We start from the raw sequence: 15,794 nt of genomic DNA, 5'->3' as shown, positions 1-15,794 counted from the left end.
CCCACTGTCCTGGCGGTTCGGGTGTTTGCCTCGGCCGCCAGGTTGCTCGACGTAAACGCTTGTTGACGCTTGTAGCAAACTTTCATCAACCACTTTGCGTGAGTATGGCCGCCGCTCGGGCGGAATGTAGCGACCGAGGCAAGTTTGGGCACGCAGTGTTACCAGACAAATCGCAGGTAGACACGATTTTCAAATGATGACTATGAGCTGGGTCACACGTTTACAGTGCTGCTCAAGTTTCTGGATTCCCTCAAAGGAGAGGTTGCGGTCTTGTCCAAGCGTCATCGAAAGTCATCCAAAAAGGTCGTCGTCCAACGCACTGTGACTGCAGCTGGGGCAGTCGCCGCGACCGCAAGCTTGGCTTTTGTCGGCCCGACCGCGCAGGCCGCTGCGGCGGCGCCGGACTACAAGGGCGCGGCCACCGACTATAAGGACGCGCTCAATAACTACTTATCCGGAACTAATGCGATCGGCGCCGCCGCCGGTGGCGTCTGGAATCCCATCGCCCAAGGCTCCGGGGGGCTGCTACCGACGTTCGGGACGAGCCTGACTCACTCGAATTTGACCGCGATCGCCGACCTTCCCGGTGTTCTACGGAATCTCGCGAGCACGCCGCTGCCGACGGCGGTGCCTGGGGTCATTCCGGCGATCAAGATCCCCGGGCAGGGGTTTGTGAACCTCCCGCTGCCCACCACCATTCCGGGCGCGAACCTCCTCAATGGTCTTGCCAACGCGCTGGACGGCGTGTTCAACAACCCGATCATCGGACCCATCGTCAACAAGCTCCCGCCCTTGAGTGACATCGTCGACGGGCTGATCGCCGAACAGGACAAGTTGACGGCCGGCTACAACTGGCCGCTGCTGCAGACCAGTGGTCTGACAACCATCACCAACACGTTTGTGCAGACACCCAGTGGGCTCAATATCAAGATCCCGGCCGCGCTGGACCCCTTGGGCATCCTGCCTGATTCCGTGCGGATCTTGCCCGACGGCACCTTGCCCAACGTCACTACCTGGGTCCCGATGGGGGCGGGGAACTATGCGTTCCCGTTGGGAATGGAGACGGGATGGTGGGCCACGGCGCCCACCCTGGTCGTCGACGGCGGGGCCGTGAACGTGCCGCAGACCGTGCTGTCCCTCCCGATGTGGGCCAACGGCATCACGGCGCCCCTGGGGCTTGGTCAGGCCGGTCAGTTCAGTGCGCATGTGGTGATTCCTACGCAGAACGGTATCTATTCGCCGGTAGGCACCACGCTGTCGAACTTCTCGATTCCAGGGCTGGGTCTCGGCATGACGAATCTCAATGTGGCGACTGGAAACTACCTCGGTACCAACGGATTCAATGTCAACAACGGACAGAACGTGATGGTGTTGCAGACCCCGTTCAGCGGGGCACTCCCGGTGCCGCTCGTCTATTCTCTGGGTGGATTCAACTTCGGGACCGAGGGTGCGGGCTTCACGTTGCCGTCCCTCTTCGGCGTAGGTCTCATGCCGACCTTCCAGATCGGAACGGCGCCGGGAGCCAACACGTCTCTCGGCATCATCCCGCCGAACCTGATTCCGACGGGCGCTATCGTGCCCACTCAGCTGATCACCGTCTCCGGCCTGATCAGCACCGCACTCGGGATCCCCGACCCCACAGTGGAACTGGCCAAGGCGCTTACCCCATTGTACAAGGGTCTGGTCACACCCGCCCTGACACCGATTTCTGACCTGCTCACCCAGCAGTACGGAAACCTGTTCAACGGGGCGGCGTCGAATGCCTTGCAGGCCTCCACGTTCTACAAGGACGTGATGACGCAGCTTGGCGGCCTGGTCGGTGCCGCGCCCGCGTCGGCCTCATCCCCGGCACCGAATGCCTTGGTAGCGGCGGACGCACCCGCACCGGCAGCCAAACAGATCGAGTCTCCCGCGCCTGCGGCGAAGGACTCGGGCAGCCCGGCGACACCCGAGGTTAAGCAGCTTGAGGCCGCGAAGCCGGATCTCACGTCCAGCCTCGTCACGAACAAGGAAAAGGTCGTCGAGAAGGCCACGCCTGCAGCACTTTCCGCATCGGTACCCGCGGCTGCGGAATCAGTGACGGCACCGGCTGGCGAGCCCGCGACTCAACCCGCTGCCGGTCCCGTGAAGGACGTCGTCAAGGAAGATCCCAAGACCGACGCCAAAGAGAAGGACAAGCCAACCAAGCCTGTGGTGAAGGAGAAGCTGCAGGACAAGGTCGACAGGGCCAACCAGTCACTCAAGAAGCAGGTCACCGACACCATCAAGAACACCGGCGGTGTTGTCACGTCGACTGTCACCAACACGGCCGAATCCGTCACCTCAACGCAGACCGACGGTGTTAAATCGCCTGCGGCCACCGATACGGCCAAGGATGCCAAGACCAAGCAGGACAATGACTCCGGTAAACACCACGACGATGGCTCGGCCGGCGCCTCGAACAAGGTGAAGGTCAAGATCAATACACCCAGCGAGTCGGGCGGTAAGCACCGTGCGGCCGAGGCATCCGGTGGTGGCTCGGAGGGCTCGGGCTCGCACGCCGGGTCCGGTGCGAGCGGAGGAAAACACTCGGCCGGCGACTAGGTGCGCACCGCTCCCAGTACGGTATCGGCGATCCGAGAACGGAACGCCTCGGGCGAAAATTCGCATGCGTGCGCCCGGATGGCGCTGGTGTCGTAGTCGGCCGGGTTGAACTCGCGCATCAGCGCGGCCAGCTGCTCCACGACGGCGTCATCCGGGCCCGCCTGCATGTGCTCGCCGGTAACTCCCGGATCTACGGTATCCAGGGCGCCGCCCTCGCCCAGTGCCAGAACCGGTGTCCCGCAAGCCATTGCCTCGACGGGGACAATCCCGAAGTCCTCCACGCCCGGCATCAGCAGGGCGCGACACCGTCGGTACATATCGAGGAGCACCTCGTCGGACGCGGCGCCCAGGAACGTGGTCTCCGGTCCCGCGATGTCCTCGAGGTGATCGCGGAATCGTCCTTCTCCCAACACCACCAGGCGGCAGTTGGCCCGTTGGGCGGCCCGGATCGCCAGGTCCGCGCGCTTGTACGGGACCAGCCTGCCCGCGCACAGGTAGAAGTCCTCGCGCGGGATCGAGGGATCGGGGGAGAAGCGGTCGATGCGTACGGGTGGGCTGATCACCGTCGACGGCAGACCCCACCAATCGCGAATCCTCTCGGCCACGGCGTGCGAGTTGGCGATGACGTGCGACAGGTGCGGCGCCGCGCGCAGTTCCCCGCGGCGCGCGATCTTTCCCAATGCGGACAGGGCGATTCGGCCCGCTCGACTTGCCATCTCGTGGTCGCGGAAGGTGCGATCCCATGCCCAGCGGGCCGGGCTGTGTACGTATGCGACGACGGGAGCTTCGGTGGCCAACGCCGCCTGGGTCGCGAACGAGTGATGACTGATCAGCACCGCATCAACGTCGTTGCCGAGCGGTAGTTTCCGCAGGGCGCTGGGTACCAGGGGTAGCAGTGGTGCATGCGATCTGCGCCCGGTGAGGGCGTATGCCTCGTCCAGCCAGGTCCCGGAGATGGGCTCGTGCAGTCCGTCTTCGGTCCGCCCCGCCGCCTGCAATACCTGCTGGCGGCAACGTGGCTCGGTGATGGGCGCGTAGACGTTGGCCTCCGGCCACGTCTTCATGAACTCGGCGACCACCAGTTCGGAGCCACCGAACTCGGTGAAGCGTTCGTGGACAATCGCGATACGCGAGGCGTTCAATGTGCGCTCCTCAGCATCCGGGGGTCAGGAAGGCCTTCACGTAGCTGCCCGACTGGCGGATGAACATCCACGTCCAGAAGGCAACGCCGGAAGGCGCGGGACTGGCGACCATGGTGAGCTCCCCGTCGAAGCATTTTCCGACGATGTAGCGGGACCGCGAAACATGCGGTGTGAAGGTGATGACGATGATGTGGTGCCAGCCGAGTTCCTGTGCCTTGGCGCGTATTTCTTGCGCCTCACCCTGGGTGGTCCAGGGGTCCGGGATAAAGCAGCTGACCGTGAACGTGAAATGCCCCTTGCAGTACTTGTCCATGTTGCGGTCGTTCGCGCCGGTCGACTGTGAGATCAACAGATACGGTGCGTACCCGCGCTTGGCCAGGTCCAACCCGACATCGAAACGCTCGTAGGGAGTGCCGCCCAGCACAACGATGGCATCGGCCGGGCGTAGTGGGTCGGTCTGCGGATGCATGTACACCCGCCACCCGACGGTTATGAAACCCGCCAGCAACACGGTAACGGTGATACAGGCCAGGAGGATTCGCCGGCGTCGCCGTGGTGCGCGATCCGGTGTGGGTGCCTCGATATCGTCGACCGGTGTCTCCTTCGCATCACTGAAGTTCATCGATGATCTCCCTGGCCCGGTCGACGTATCGGTGCGATTCCCGTGTCACCCGTGTATGGCCCGCCTCGGCGATCTTGGCCGCCTGTGCGGGATGGCACGCACACCAATCCAGAATCTCGCGAAGCTCGGCCTCGTCGGAGAAGAGCAGGCATTCGGTCCCCTCATGGAGAAGTTCACCGTGTTCATCGGTGCGTTCACCGACGAACAGCCCTCCGCACGCGGGTATTTCGAAGGTCCGACAGGTGTGGGTATCCCGGTTGTCGGAGTTGAGCAGGACCAGGTTCGCGGTCACCGATGCGACGGTGGTGGCGAAGTGGTCGCCGTATACGGCGCCACCGATCGTGGCGCCGGTGGTCCGTAGCGCGGGCATGCGCCGCCAGCCCGGACCGCGCACCAACAGGTTCTCGCCGTGCTCGCTACCCAACCGGGTGATCAAGGCCGATCGGTCCGGACGTCGGGCTCCGATGAATCCCACCAGGTATTGCTGCGCAACTCGTTTGGCGCACGGGCGATGCCAGGCCGGGTCGTAGGCGCTCAGTACGAACTTCACCCGGCGTGCGCCGCGGTTCAGCAGCTCGGGCACATTGTGGCGTTTGGTGGTGACCACCAGATCCCACCCGCTCTCGTGGGCCAGGTACTCGGGTGTGGTGTTATACGGGTTCCCGACATCATCCGGGCTGTAGTGCACGCGGACCGCTGCCGGCACCTGGAGCAGGCGAGCCTGGTTCAGGTGGATCGACTTGAACCCAAACAGCATGTCGGGGGCAAAGTCTCGTGCGATGCGTTCGATCTGGTCATGCGCCGAGTCCTGCAGCCAAGGTGCGCGCCGGCGCATTCCCTTCGAGTACAACCACGCCGGTGACAACCTGGTGGGCAAGGTGACTCGGGTGGTGTCGACGACGACGACCTCATGACCGGCCTGCCGGAATCCGTCGGCCATCGACCGTGCGTTGCTGCCTACCCAGTCGTCTCCCACAAAAAGGATCTTCATCGCGGAACTCCTTCGTGCGCGGTATCGGCCTCCGGCACCTCACCCTGCTCGCGTCCGGACAAGTGCCGTACCCGTGCCAAATACCACAGCGCCACACAGAATTCGGCCGCAATGACTCCGCCGATCAGGGCCCACACCGAATGGGTCCACGAGGCGGTGATCAACCCTGCCACCGATGCCGTGGTGCCCACCACCGAGGCGATGAGAACGCCATGCGTGTCCTGGCGCACGGGGAGGAGCGCGGTACTGATGTAGGAGCTGATCGTGCTCGCCGGCAGGATGAGAAGTTCGGCACGCAGGAGGCCGACGGCTCCGAGGAACTCGCTGCCGAAGATGATGTGCACAATGGGCGCGGCCAGCAGCCACAACAGCGCTGCGGCAAGGACGGCCACCGCGACGGCGCCCCGCAATCCTTGAAAACCGCTGCGCCAGAAGTGCTCATGTCCGCTGCGCTTCGCCATTCGGGGCAGCAGCACCAATCCGATCATGTCCAGTAGTGACTGCATCGCTCTGACCAGACGATCGCTCGCGGAGAAAAGACCCAGCGATACGGCGTCGAGCATGGCGGAGTAGATGGCCGGCGCCCCTTGGCCGTACCCGGTGGTGAGGAGCCGGGACGTGACAATCGGCCAGCTGGTGCGCAGGATCTGGCCGGGTGCGTACGGACGACACAGTGGCCCGAATGTTCGCAGGCTGTCCCACCAGGTTCCCGCCACCGTCAAGATCGAGGAGCCCAGCAGGCACAGGATTGCCGTGGACGCGTGGGGCGAGTGTGGGAGCAGCACGATGAGCAGAACCAGGTAGGTGATGCGTCCCGAACCCTGGTATACCGCCGAGGCGACAAACCGGCCCTGCCCGATCAGGAGCCAGTCATCGGAGGTGGCCCAAAGCCCACCGGCGAAGAGCCCCAACAGAATCATGTGAACGTACGGAGGCATCCCGGCGATCCAGCCGACACCGAACGCGGCACCGAGCGCTCCGAGAGTCATCAACCTCAAGGTCAGGTAGTCGGTGCGAACCTGCTGAAATTCGGCAGGCGTGTTGCGTAGCTCGGGCACCCGTGCGGCGAGAAATGGCGTCATGCCCAGGTCCACGACGATGGAGCCGAAGAAGTACGCGGCCATTCCGACCGCCAACAACCCCATTCCCGCCGGGCCCAGCACCCGCGCGAGCAGTGGCACCGTCGCGAAGGTGACCAGGTACTGCCCGTACTTTCCGAAGACGACTGCCCCGAAATCTCTGGCCAATCGCATTGCCCGGGGCAGCGTCGTGCTACTTCGAGGTTCCTTAGACACTGCGCTCCGCCAGGGATGTGGTGGAGCGCCGGGCCAGGACATCGGAAAGGAATGACGCCACGGTCCGCGCCGAGTCGGCGATATCGAAGCGGCGGGCCCGTATCTGTCCCGCTTGTGCCAAGCGGATTCGAAGGTCACGGTCTGCGATGAGACGATCGAGGGCAGCGGTCAGTTGGTCGGTGTCGCCGGCATCGACCAGCAGCCCGTGCACACCCGATTCGATGGTCTCGGCGGGGCCGCCGGGTCGGGTCGCGATGACGGCGCAGCCCGCACGCAGCCCTTCCACGACGACCTGGCCGAAGGGTTCGGCGATCACGGAGCAGTGCACGAGGATGTCGGAGATGGACAGGATGTCCGTGGGGTCGTCGAGATGTCCGGTGAAGGTCACGGGCAGCTGCAGCTCGCTCGCCAGGTCTTCCAGTTCGGTTCGGAACGGCTCCTCGCCGAAGAATGTGCCACCGACCAGATACGTGCGCTGGGGCCGGACCTTGGTGTTGGCCAGGGCGCGAAGGAACACATCCTGTCCCTTCCACTGTGTGAGCCTGCCGACGACGGCGATGACGGTCTCCGTGGCGGGCCGCTGCGGTGCGTGCTGCGTATCGGGGGTCTGTTGGAAATCGAGTCCCGGGTAGGCGACCACGCCCGGTAGGCGGCCAGGTCGAAGCGAGCTCTCGGTGGACCTGCTGTTGGCGATGTATCCGTCGGCGACGAACTTTCCGAGCATACGGAGAAGGAATGCCAGTGTGGCACCGAAGTATTCGGCCGATATCCGGTCGTGCACATGCCAAATCACGGGGATTCGTGCTCGTTGTGCCGCGACTGCGGACATGATGAGCGCCTTTGTGCTGCCCGCGACGAGTACATCGGCTCCGTGCTCGCGTACCGCGGCGCCGAGGGCCCACCCGACGCGAATCAGCGCGAGAGCGCCGACCAGCCGGCGCAACCATCCGGAGCTTCGGATGGTGACGCTCCTGCTATCGAAGCTGTTGGCCAACACCGACGTTGGTATGCCCTGGGACTTCATGGCGCCCACCATCGGACCGTCTTCGGTGTAGATCACCGACGGTTCGAGCGCGAGGCCGGTGGGCGCGGTACGCAGCGCGGACACCAGTCGCAAGGTCGCCAGCTCCGCACCGGAGGGCGCCGCGGTATGGGCAACGAACATCGCCTGGATCATGCGCTCAGCTCCGAGTACACGGCGTGGTGACGCTGCGCGGCCGCGGCCCAGGAGAACGATTCGGCATGTTGGCGGCATTGCCGCGGATCGGGGAGCGCGCCGTCAAGCGCCGAGATGAGTCGTGCGGCAAGCGCTTCGGCATTGTCGGCGGGCACTATCAGGGAGGAGTCCAGGCCGCGCACCGCATCGGGGAGCCCTCCGCAGTCGGTGACGACGGCAGGTCGGCCGGTGGCCAGGGATTCGAGTGCGATCAATCCGAAGCCTTCAAGAGCCACCGACGGCACCACGGTGAAATCCGCGAGTGTGTAGAGCTGGGTGAGGGTCAGGTCGTCGACACGCCCGGTGAACTGGATGCTGTCGTCCAAACCGGCGGACGACACCTGCGCCCTCAGGTCTTTCTCGGCGGTGCCGGTGCCGACGATCATCAGGCAGGCATCCGGATGCGCGGAAACGACCGACGGCCACGACTCGATGAGACGGTGAATGCCCATGCGGTGCTCGAGCCTGCGTACGCACAGCACCGTTCGTCTTCCGGTGGGGGCGTCCAACCGCGGAAGTAGGCCGAATCTGTCCAGGTCGACGCCGGGTGGGATGACCTCGATGCGGTCGGCTGAGATGCGGTAGTCCTCGATCAGGACGTCTCGGAACCGATCCGAGAGCACGATCATCCGCTCGGCCCCTGCGTACCGAAGACGCTCGACGACGTACTTGGCGCGTGAGCGCAGGGCTCCGGCTCCGGCGAATCTGCTCTCGGCCGCCCACGGTCCGTGGAAGTGCACGACCAACCGGCTGCGGGTGCGCCAGCCGGCGGCCGATGGTCCGTACAGGCAGAAGTGCCGGTCGAGGATGGCGGGTCGCTGTAGGCCCGATCGGTCGTTGAATGCGGTGAGGACTCGCGACCGGGTGGATCCACCGGGGGAGCCCCAGGACCATCCCCCGTCGGACGGGACCCCGAATGCCGCGGCCGATAGTTCGATGTCGTCCTGGTGCCGCAACGCCGCGAACAGATCAGTGAAGTACCTGTTCAGGCCTCCGGGCAGCGAAGAGAACCACTCTGCCCCTGTCATATGCACTCTGATGGGTGCCATGTCAGGCTCCCGCCCTGTTGCTGACGTCTTTTGCTGATAGCGGCATGTGGTGCACCGTCCCGACGTTGAGCGTCAACCCCCGTCGCGGCTCCGTTCGCCGCGCTGTGGTGTCTGCTCTGGGGTCTTGGCCCCGCGTCTGATGTTTGTTCATTGTTCAACCCACCCCGCCTGGATGAGCGGCCGAGGGCTTGGTGTCGGCCGGTGTGTACTCATATGCGCCAAAGCTGGGTCGTATTCCATATTACGAGTAACGCAATGCTACTCAGGGGGCGAAATACGGGGCGTTATTCTGTTTTATGCACGCCAGATCATGCCGCCCGCAAGCCGACCCGTACTCAGAGTGCAGCACCTAGCGGGCATCCGCAACCGGAGCAGGTGTGGTCCTGGCTATGAACAAACCGGTTTCCGCTGACACAGCTTTTGCCCGCAACGACGACCATGATCCACCTGCAACGACGCTATGGATGACCGCCGTGGGTGGATCATGGTTTGCCACCGATCAAGCTCAGCTGGTAATGTTACCTTAATGTTATTAGCCAGTGAGCGATACGTGATTGGCTCGGTTATTAGCAAACCGCTGCGGGAACCGATGTTTATTAGATGATTCTTATTTACCTCCAATGAAATTTTCATGGTTTCCCCGAATGGACGTGATCCCCATCACGTGGCAATATTTGAATCCCTATGGAAACGTAAGCACGTAAATAGGTCGGGTTCTATTGCCGAAATCGTCCATACGAATCACCGATATGAACGAACAGGTGAAGTGCACTCATGGTTATTAAGAGCGTGGTTAGCGACGGAATTCAACGGAGAGTAGAAAAGCGCCCAGGTGGGCTCTTCTACTTGCATCGACGGTGGGCGCCTGCGGCTGATTTGGTGGCCATCGGCCTCACGTCGCTGGTGTCCTACCAGCTTGCGCATCATCTGCTGTCCGGGCGCCAGGATCTCGGTCGTTGGTACATGGCGACTGACCTGATTATTGCCGTCGTGTGGTTTGCGGCGTTGTCGCTGCACACCGTGGGGCCGGGCAAGGCGTTACGGGCGGTGCTCCAGGAATGGCAGACGGTTGTGGGCGTCACGTTCCAGCTCTTCACCATCGTTCTACTCACCTACCTGATTTCGCGCATCGAGCTGATCGACATCCGGCACCTCGTCATCGAGATACCGCTCGGACTGCTCGGCATCATCGCTGCCCGGCACGTGCTACGCCGTCTATGGGGCTCGGAGGCTCGCACCTCGGTGCTGTTGGCCGGTGATCACGACGCCGTCCGGGAGATGGTCACCGCGTTCCGTCGTCACAGGGACAGCGGATTCGAGGTTGTCGGCGCATGCACGCCGGCGATCGACGCACGGCTGGGTGCAACAGCGATCGAGGTGGGGGATCATCACGTTCCCGTCGTCGGCGATGACCGGAACGTGATCGAGGCGGCGCAGCGCACCTCGGCGCAGATCGTCGCCGTCGCGATGACTGACGACCTTGGACGCAAGGAACTTGCCGTTCTCGCCTCCGATCTCGGAGCTCTGGGAATCGAGCTCGCCGTCTCCCCGGGACACGTGGACGAGAACGTTGTCGCCACTGCGGATCGGGGCCTGGAGCGGGTTCACATGCTGGAGATGCTGGCCCCGGGATACCGGCGTGCGCGGTCCATGTCGAAAGAAGCCTTCGATATGGTGTTCGCCACTCTTGCCATCCTGGCCGTAGCGCCGGTGATGATCGCGATTGCCGCAGCCATCAAACTCACCAGCACGGGCCCGGTGTTCTACGTGTCCGAACGAATTGGGTTGGACGGTGTGCCATTTCGGATGATCAAGTTCCGCAGCATGTTCACGGGCGCCGATCTTCAGACCGCGGGAATGATCGACTCGGCCGGGAGCACGCCCGTCTTCTTCAAGGCGAAGGACGACCCGCGGATCACGCCGGTGGGGGCGTTCCTGCGGAAGTACAGCCTCGACGAGCTGCCTCAATTCTTCAACGTGCTGTTCGGTGACATGAGTGTCGTCGGGCCGCGGCCTCAGGTGCAGCGCGAGGTAGACGCCTACGACGACACCATGCGGCGGCGTCTTCTGGTGAAGCCGGGTGTCACCGGCCAATGGCAGGTCAGCGGACGCAACGATTTGTCGGTCGACGAGTCCATTCGGCACGACATCTCCTACGTCGACAACTGGTCGATGGGGCTTGATATCCGCATCATTTCGCGGACCGTGGGTGCGGTGGTACGCAGCGAGGGCGCGTACTGACGTTCGGCCGGTTTCAGATCAGGCCGTGGACCCGCGTGGTGTACGGGCGCGTTTGACTTCGTAAAGCTTGAAATCGGCTTGCCGGGTGAGGGATTCGAAGCCGAAATCCACCGCGTCGGTGGATGACCAGGCGATGCCCACGCTGAGTGCGACGCCGTGCGCGCTTGCGTCCAGCGGCGCATTGCGAATCCGTGCGTTGACCTCGGAGATATCGTCGGGATTGTCCACGAACGCGACGACCATGAACTCGTCACCGCCGATGCGCGCGGCGATGTCGTCGCGGTGGGTGTGGGCGAACAGATTGTCCGCGATGGCTTGTAGCGTCCTATCTCCGGCTTCATGGCCGTAGGCGTCATTGAGTTCTTTGAATCTGTCGACATCGGCGACCATCACGACAACGGTCGTGGGATTCGCCCGCTTGTTGAGCAGGTATTCGAAGGTGGCTTGCACGCCCCTGCGGTTCAGCAGACCGGTGAGCGGATCTCGGTTGGCGGCAGAAACGGCGGCTCGAATCGAGCGTCTACCTCCTTCGATCACCGCCTGGATGAAGATCGGCAGCATCACCACAGTGGTGAAAACCGGTGCGTTGTAGAGGAATTGATCGAGGAAGGTCGCCGCGCCGGTGTGCACGTTCCACAGCGTGATCGAGCTGAGCACAGCCAAAGCGAAGATGCAGTGCGCGGCCAGCACGCGCCAGCCCAGCAGGAATGCGGCGAACACGCCGATCATGCTCATGTAAAGGACCGGGGCGAGCCGCATCATCGGGCCGGCATACGACCAGCCGGAGACCGCGAATGAGAGGTCTGCCCAGATGACGAAGAGAATCGCCCAGCGTCTGCTCGGCCACGGCCGGACCATCCAACACGCGCCTATGAGGAATGAGACCGCGATGAGCGATTGGTGGATTGTGCGTCCGGCGCCCTGCGGACCTAGCGGATGCATGTTGACGATCGTTCCCAGGGGGAGAATTGACATGCACAGCAACCCGATGGTGATCTTCAAATGCCGCAGATTTTGGGGGCCGAGTGCGCCGGTGACGAACCGATACTCCTGGTCCGGGGTCCGTCGACGTCGTGGCCTGAGTCGTCGGTTGCTGGACACGGGCTGAGTATGGGACATCACCGGGTGCGTGTTTCTGGGTTCTAGAGGCTTGGAGTCTTCCGGATTTGGAAACAGTGCTGCCGGCGGCATGCACGTTAAATGTGCCCTCGGCAGGATTCGAACCTGCGACACCGGCTTTAGGAGAGCCGTGCTCTATCCCCTGAGCTACGAGGGCGGGGACCGAATGGAATCGTGGATGAAAACCAAGGAGAGGTCTTCGATCGGCTGATTCAGGTGGTCCTTGGTGGTTCTACACGTCCCACTTGGGGGTGCGGGCGTGCGGGGACAGCTTAGCGCCCCGGCGTGGTGGGGTGCGACGTGCGGAAGGGGAGGGAACCTTGAGTAAGACGAGGAATTGGCGGGATGTCAGTGGGCGATCATGCGCCGGTTGTTGAGGGTCTGCTGGCCGAGTCCGCCCTGGCTTGCCTGATCTGCTCCAGCCGGCCGCGAGCTTTGTCGGCGGCCCGCTCTGCCGCAGCGGTGAAGGTCCAGTCCTTTGCGACATTCCGGATCCGCACCGAGAACGGCAACGACATCCAGACTATCTACGGCGAGCCGAAAGACCGCTAGGCAAATGACCCAGCAAGTCCGAAAAACGGTGGCGATCGATCTCACGGCCCATGCCGAGACGGCCGACGAAGAGCCTGCTGCGTTAGCGATTGACAAGTTAGCTGAGTAGACTTATGGTGCTGTTGAACAGCCCAGTTTCATTATCGAAAGTTTTCTCCGCAAGATGGCGGTGGCGATTGGGTCCGATCGACGGCAGGGGGCTTTTGGGGAGATGGCACGGATGATGAACGGCCGCCGTCTCACGGATCAGGCAGTCTCCAGCACATACAGCCCAGTAGATTCCGTCCAGCCCCGCAGGATCTGGACGGCGCTCGTGCTAGCTGTGCTGGTTATTCCTCGGCGATCATGATTGATACCGCCTCGCGCGCCCACGCCGACCCGGGCGCGGCCAACGGCCACGCGGCCTGGCCCGAAGAGAATCTGCCCACCGATCCGTTATGCCAACTCGTGGTGGCGGGCGTGGACCAATCGCGGTTGCCCTCCAACAACAGCCGCTACTGCCGTACCTGACCTTGTGAGAAGGAAGGCCTAAGTCATGACGCCGATGAAGTTTCGTCGCCACGCCATGCCTGTCTATTGGCGGCGAGGCTTGGTGGGGGTGGCAGCGGTTGCGGTGCTGATCGCCACGTACGTGGTTTCGGGGGAGCAGTTCGACCTCATGGGTTCTGTCGGTCTCCTTCCGGGTGCCACCGCAGATCCCACTGGTCCTCCAGGCCCCACCGGCGGATCCGGCGGTATGGACGGCGGCATGAACGGCTCACAGTTCCAGCCGCCTCAAATGCCCAGTTCTATGCCGGACTATCAGGGCGGTAATAATCAGCCACCGCTGGACCAAAGCAACGGAATCTCCATCTATAACAGCGGCAATCCGCAAGCACCGCAACAGGTTTCCGGCCAGCAAGGCGCACAGCAGCCCCAGCAGGCACAGCAGCCTGCGCACGGCACCCAGCCCCCCGATTACCAAACCGCCACCCCGTACACGCAGGGACCTGGCAAGCCGAACCCGGACTACCAAGCTCCGCAACCGCCGCAGCAGCAGAACCCTGTGCAGCCGACCCCGCAGCCGCAGCAGAGTCCGGCCAGTAAGCCGCCGGTTAGTAACCCGCCGCCCAGCCCTGCCCCACACGCTCCCACGCAACCTGTGCAGTCGCCCCCGCAGGACGCTACTGCGTCTCAGCCTGCGCAGATGCTGGCCAACCAAAGCGCGGCGTGCTAAATGAAGCATCGAGACGAGATCACGGGACCTATTCCCGTGCAGGCAGGCCCCGAGCTGGCGCGCACCGGTTTGCGCACCAACACGATGGTCGCCGCGATCATTGCAAGTGTTGTGGTGGTCCTTGTGGCGACGATCGCTGCCGCGATCTACATCCTCTCCTCGCCGGATGCGCCGGCGGTCGCCTCGAATACGCAGTTCAACACCATCAGCAACGAATTTGAGCGCGGCGCCCGGGGGGTGCAAAATCCGCAGAGCCCCGAGTGCGTGGCCGTATCGCCCTCAGAGTTAGGGGGTCCTGTAGTCAGCCCGGCAACTTGCGGAACGTCCAGCAGCACCTATCGGATCGTGCAGCGAGCAAGTTATCCCAGTGATTGCGTCGCCGATGTCGACGAGAAGTACTCCTACACCGAAAACGGGCAGCACAACACCCTGTGTTTGGACTACGACTGGTCAACGGGTTCGTGTATCGAGGTCGCAAAAGATTATGCGACGAGCCAGCCCTGTGACGGTAAGCCCCGGCTAGTCAAGCCGGTTTCGGTGATCACCGGAGTGGTGGACGTGTCGTATTGCGCGGTAGGCGGATTCCCACATCCCGTTCGTAAGTTCACTGTTTGTACCAAGTACACGTAGAGGGAAAAGTGACCAATATCGATAGCTCAAGCGGCACAAGGGAGATGGCGTGAATCCAGCGGACTACATCAATATTGTTGTCTCGTGCTTGCCGTCTACAGTGATTGCGGGAGTATCACTGAGTGCGTGGAGGAAGGTTCAGACCAATAGCCTTCCCCGCAACACCACAGTCGGTTTCCGCACCAAGGCCACGCTGCGTAGCGATGAGGCCTGGGATAAGGGAAACAGGGCAGGCATCAAAGTTTTCCTGCTGTGTGTTCCGCTCGCTGTCATCACCGTCGCGGCCATGATCGTCAGGATCCTTGTGTTTTCGAAATCATCATTCCTGATAAACGGCATTTGGGCAGTTGCCTTTCTCTGCGTAATGGGATACGCGACCGTGAAAGCGAATCAGGCAGCCAATTCGACGAAACGGGACAATCAATGAGCAAAAGACTCAGTGTCAGCCTCGCTTTGGCCGTCACACTTGTGCTGGCTCTTGTGGCCCGCCACTACGTGGCAGTCGAGGGCCACGACGAAAACAGCCGACCCGCCAGCAAATACTCTGCCCTGGATGTCGTCGAGTACACCGTTTTCAGTACCGGCAAGATCCCCCAGGAGCATCCCGCCTTGTCCGTACCGGGTCGACACCTCACAGACCTTCAGATCCTGCAAATCCAGCACGGCGCAGAGCATTTGACGTCGTGCATGGAAGAGCAGGACCGCGATTTCGCGCAGGTGATCCCAACCAACTTCCAAAGCGGTGACCCGTATCGGGTGGAATCCGCCATCCAGCGAATCGGGCAAGTCGCGACCCAGCAGCGGCCGATGCCCCAAACCGGTGCCTGCACGCAACCATCCCCGCCGCCAGCCAATCCGGGCGCAGACCAAGCCTGGTATCACACCGAACCTACGGTCTGGAACTACAGTTTCGCCGCGTTCCAAGTGTCGGTGGGGGCGCAGGCGGCGGTGGCCGCGGCCGAAGCCGCCGGCGCGGTTTTCGCCCTCTGGGTTGCGGCGCTTCTCATCCAGACCGCCGTCGCGTTCACAACGTTTGTCCCCGCTGTTGAGTTCGTCTACGACGACCCGGGCTCGGTGTCACAGCTGGCGGCCGATGAACAGATCGCGAAAATCACTCGCGAACTACGCCTGAACTAGC

General features: G+C 62.9%; 13 protein-coding genes, 1 tRNA gene and 2 pseudogenes. 8 read left to right on the top strand and 8 right to left on the bottom strand.

Features of this window, described 5'->3' with window-relative positions:
- The first annotated feature begins 225 nt into the window (after window positions 1–225).
- Window positions 226–2,583, top strand: coding sequence for a hypothetical protein (locus tag BKG76_RS05195; protein ID WP_070936502.1), 2,358 nt, complete (start codon window positions 226–228; stop codon window positions 2,581–2,583).
- Here the strand turns inward: BKG76_RS05195 and BKG76_RS05190 are convergent.
- From BKG76_RS05190 to BKG76_RS05165, 6 genes are read right to left on the bottom strand one after another with little or no spacing between them, the layout of a single operon-like run.
- Window positions 2,580–3,725, bottom strand: coding sequence for a glycosyltransferase (locus tag BKG76_RS05190; protein WP_070936501.1), 1,146 nt, complete (start codon window positions 3,723–3,725; stop codon window positions 2,580–2,582). The two genes, BKG76_RS05195 and BKG76_RS05190, sit on opposite strands and share 4 nt — an antisense overlap.
- A 10-nt stretch (window positions 3,726–3,735) precedes the next feature.
- On the bottom strand, window positions 3,736–4,347 hold the full coding sequence (locus BKG76_RS05185; RefSeq protein WP_070936500.1) for a YdcF family protein: 612 nt from the start codon (window positions 4,345–4,347) through the stop codon (window positions 3,736–3,738).
- A complete protein-coding gene (locus tag BKG76_RS05180; RefSeq protein ID WP_070936499.1) occupies window positions 4,334–5,338 on the bottom strand; it encodes a CgeB family protein in 1,005 nt (334 codons plus the stop codon). The genes BKG76_RS05185 and BKG76_RS05180 overlap by 14 nt, the downstream gene beginning before the upstream one ends.
- A complete protein-coding gene (locus BKG76_RS05175; RefSeq protein ID WP_070936498.1) occupies window positions 5,335–6,633 on the bottom strand; it encodes a lipopolysaccharide biosynthesis protein in 1,299 nt (432 codons plus the stop codon). Before BKG76_RS05175 ends, BKG76_RS05180 begins: the two co-directional genes overlap by 4 nt.
- On the bottom strand, window positions 6,626–7,810 hold the full coding sequence (locus BKG76_RS05170) for a glycosyltransferase family 4 protein (protein WP_070936497.1): 1,185 nt from the start codon (window positions 7,808–7,810) through the stop codon (window positions 6,626–6,628). Before BKG76_RS05170 ends, BKG76_RS05175 begins: the two co-directional genes overlap by 8 nt.
- On the bottom strand, window positions 7,807–8,877 hold the full coding sequence (locus tag BKG76_RS05165) for a glycosyltransferase family 4 protein (protein WP_070936496.1): 1,071 nt from the start codon (window positions 8,875–8,877) through the stop codon (window positions 7,807–7,809). The genes BKG76_RS05170 and BKG76_RS05165 overlap by 4 nt, the downstream gene beginning before the upstream one ends.
- Before the next feature lie 795 nt (window positions 8,878–9,672).
- Here BKG76_RS05165 and BKG76_RS05160 point away from each other — a divergent pair.
- Window positions 9,673–11,139 (top strand): sugar transferase, encoded by a 1,467-nt coding sequence (locus tag BKG76_RS05160; RefSeq protein WP_070936495.1) that lies wholly within the window; start codon window positions 9,673–9,675, stop codon window positions 11,137–11,139.
- Between the two features lie 18 nt (window positions 11,140–11,157).
- On the opposite strand, the gene BKG76_RS05155 is transcribed toward BKG76_RS05160, so the two are convergent.
- Window positions 11,158–12,240 (bottom strand): GGDEF domain-containing protein, encoded by a 1,083-nt coding sequence (locus BKG76_RS05155; protein WP_070936494.1) that lies wholly within the window; start codon window positions 12,238–12,240, stop codon window positions 11,158–11,160.
- A 102-nt stretch (window positions 12,241–12,342) separates the two neighbouring features.
- Window positions 12,343–12,415 (bottom strand) — tRNA-Arg (locus tag BKG76_RS05150).
- 305 nt (window positions 12,416–12,720) lie between these two features.
- Between BKG76_RS05150 and BKG76_RS25580 the strand changes: the two are divergent.
- The 6 genes and pseudogenes from BKG76_RS25580 to BKG76_RS05125 form a co-directional block, all read left to right on the top strand.
- Window positions 12,721–12,810, top strand: a pseudogene (locus BKG76_RS25580) (MspA family porin); the annotation flags it as partial.
- A 345-nt stretch (window positions 12,811–13,155) separates the two neighbouring features.
- On the top strand, window positions 13,156–13,320 hold the full coding sequence (locus BKG76_RS25095; RefSeq protein ID WP_165611481.1) for a hypothetical protein: 165 nt from the start codon (window positions 13,156–13,158) through the stop codon (window positions 13,318–13,320).
- A 34-nt stretch (window positions 13,321–13,354) separates the two neighbouring features.
- Window positions 13,355–13,903: pseudogene (locus BKG76_RS05140) on the top strand (hypothetical protein); the annotation flags it as partial.
- A 159-nt stretch (window positions 13,904–14,062) separates the two neighbouring features.
- A complete protein-coding gene (locus BKG76_RS24240) occupies window positions 14,063–14,656 on the top strand; it encodes an LppU/SCO3897 family protein (protein ID WP_131815791.1) in 594 nt (197 codons plus the stop codon).
- Between the two features lie 49 nt (window positions 14,657–14,705).
- On the top strand, window positions 14,706–15,083 hold the full coding sequence (locus BKG76_RS05130; protein WP_083337912.1) for an SdpI family protein: 378 nt from the start codon (window positions 14,706–14,708) through the stop codon (window positions 15,081–15,083).
- Window positions 15,080–15,793 carry a hypothetical protein gene (locus tag BKG76_RS05125; protein WP_070936491.1) on the top strand — a complete coding sequence of 238 codons (714 nt, stop codon included), beginning with the start codon at window positions 15,080–15,082 and terminating at the stop codon, window positions 15,791–15,793. Before BKG76_RS05130 ends, BKG76_RS05125 begins: the two co-directional genes overlap by 4 nt.
- Window position 15,794: the final 1 nt, after the last annotated feature.

Source organism: Mycobacteroides franklinii (assembly GCF_001853795.1).
Classification (GTDB): Bacteria; Actinomycetota; Actinomycetes; order Mycobacteriales; family Mycobacteriaceae; genus Mycobacterium; species Mycobacterium franklinii.
The sequence above is the reverse complement of the archived record's forward strand: the minus strand, read 5'-3'. Positions and strand labels throughout refer to the sequence as shown.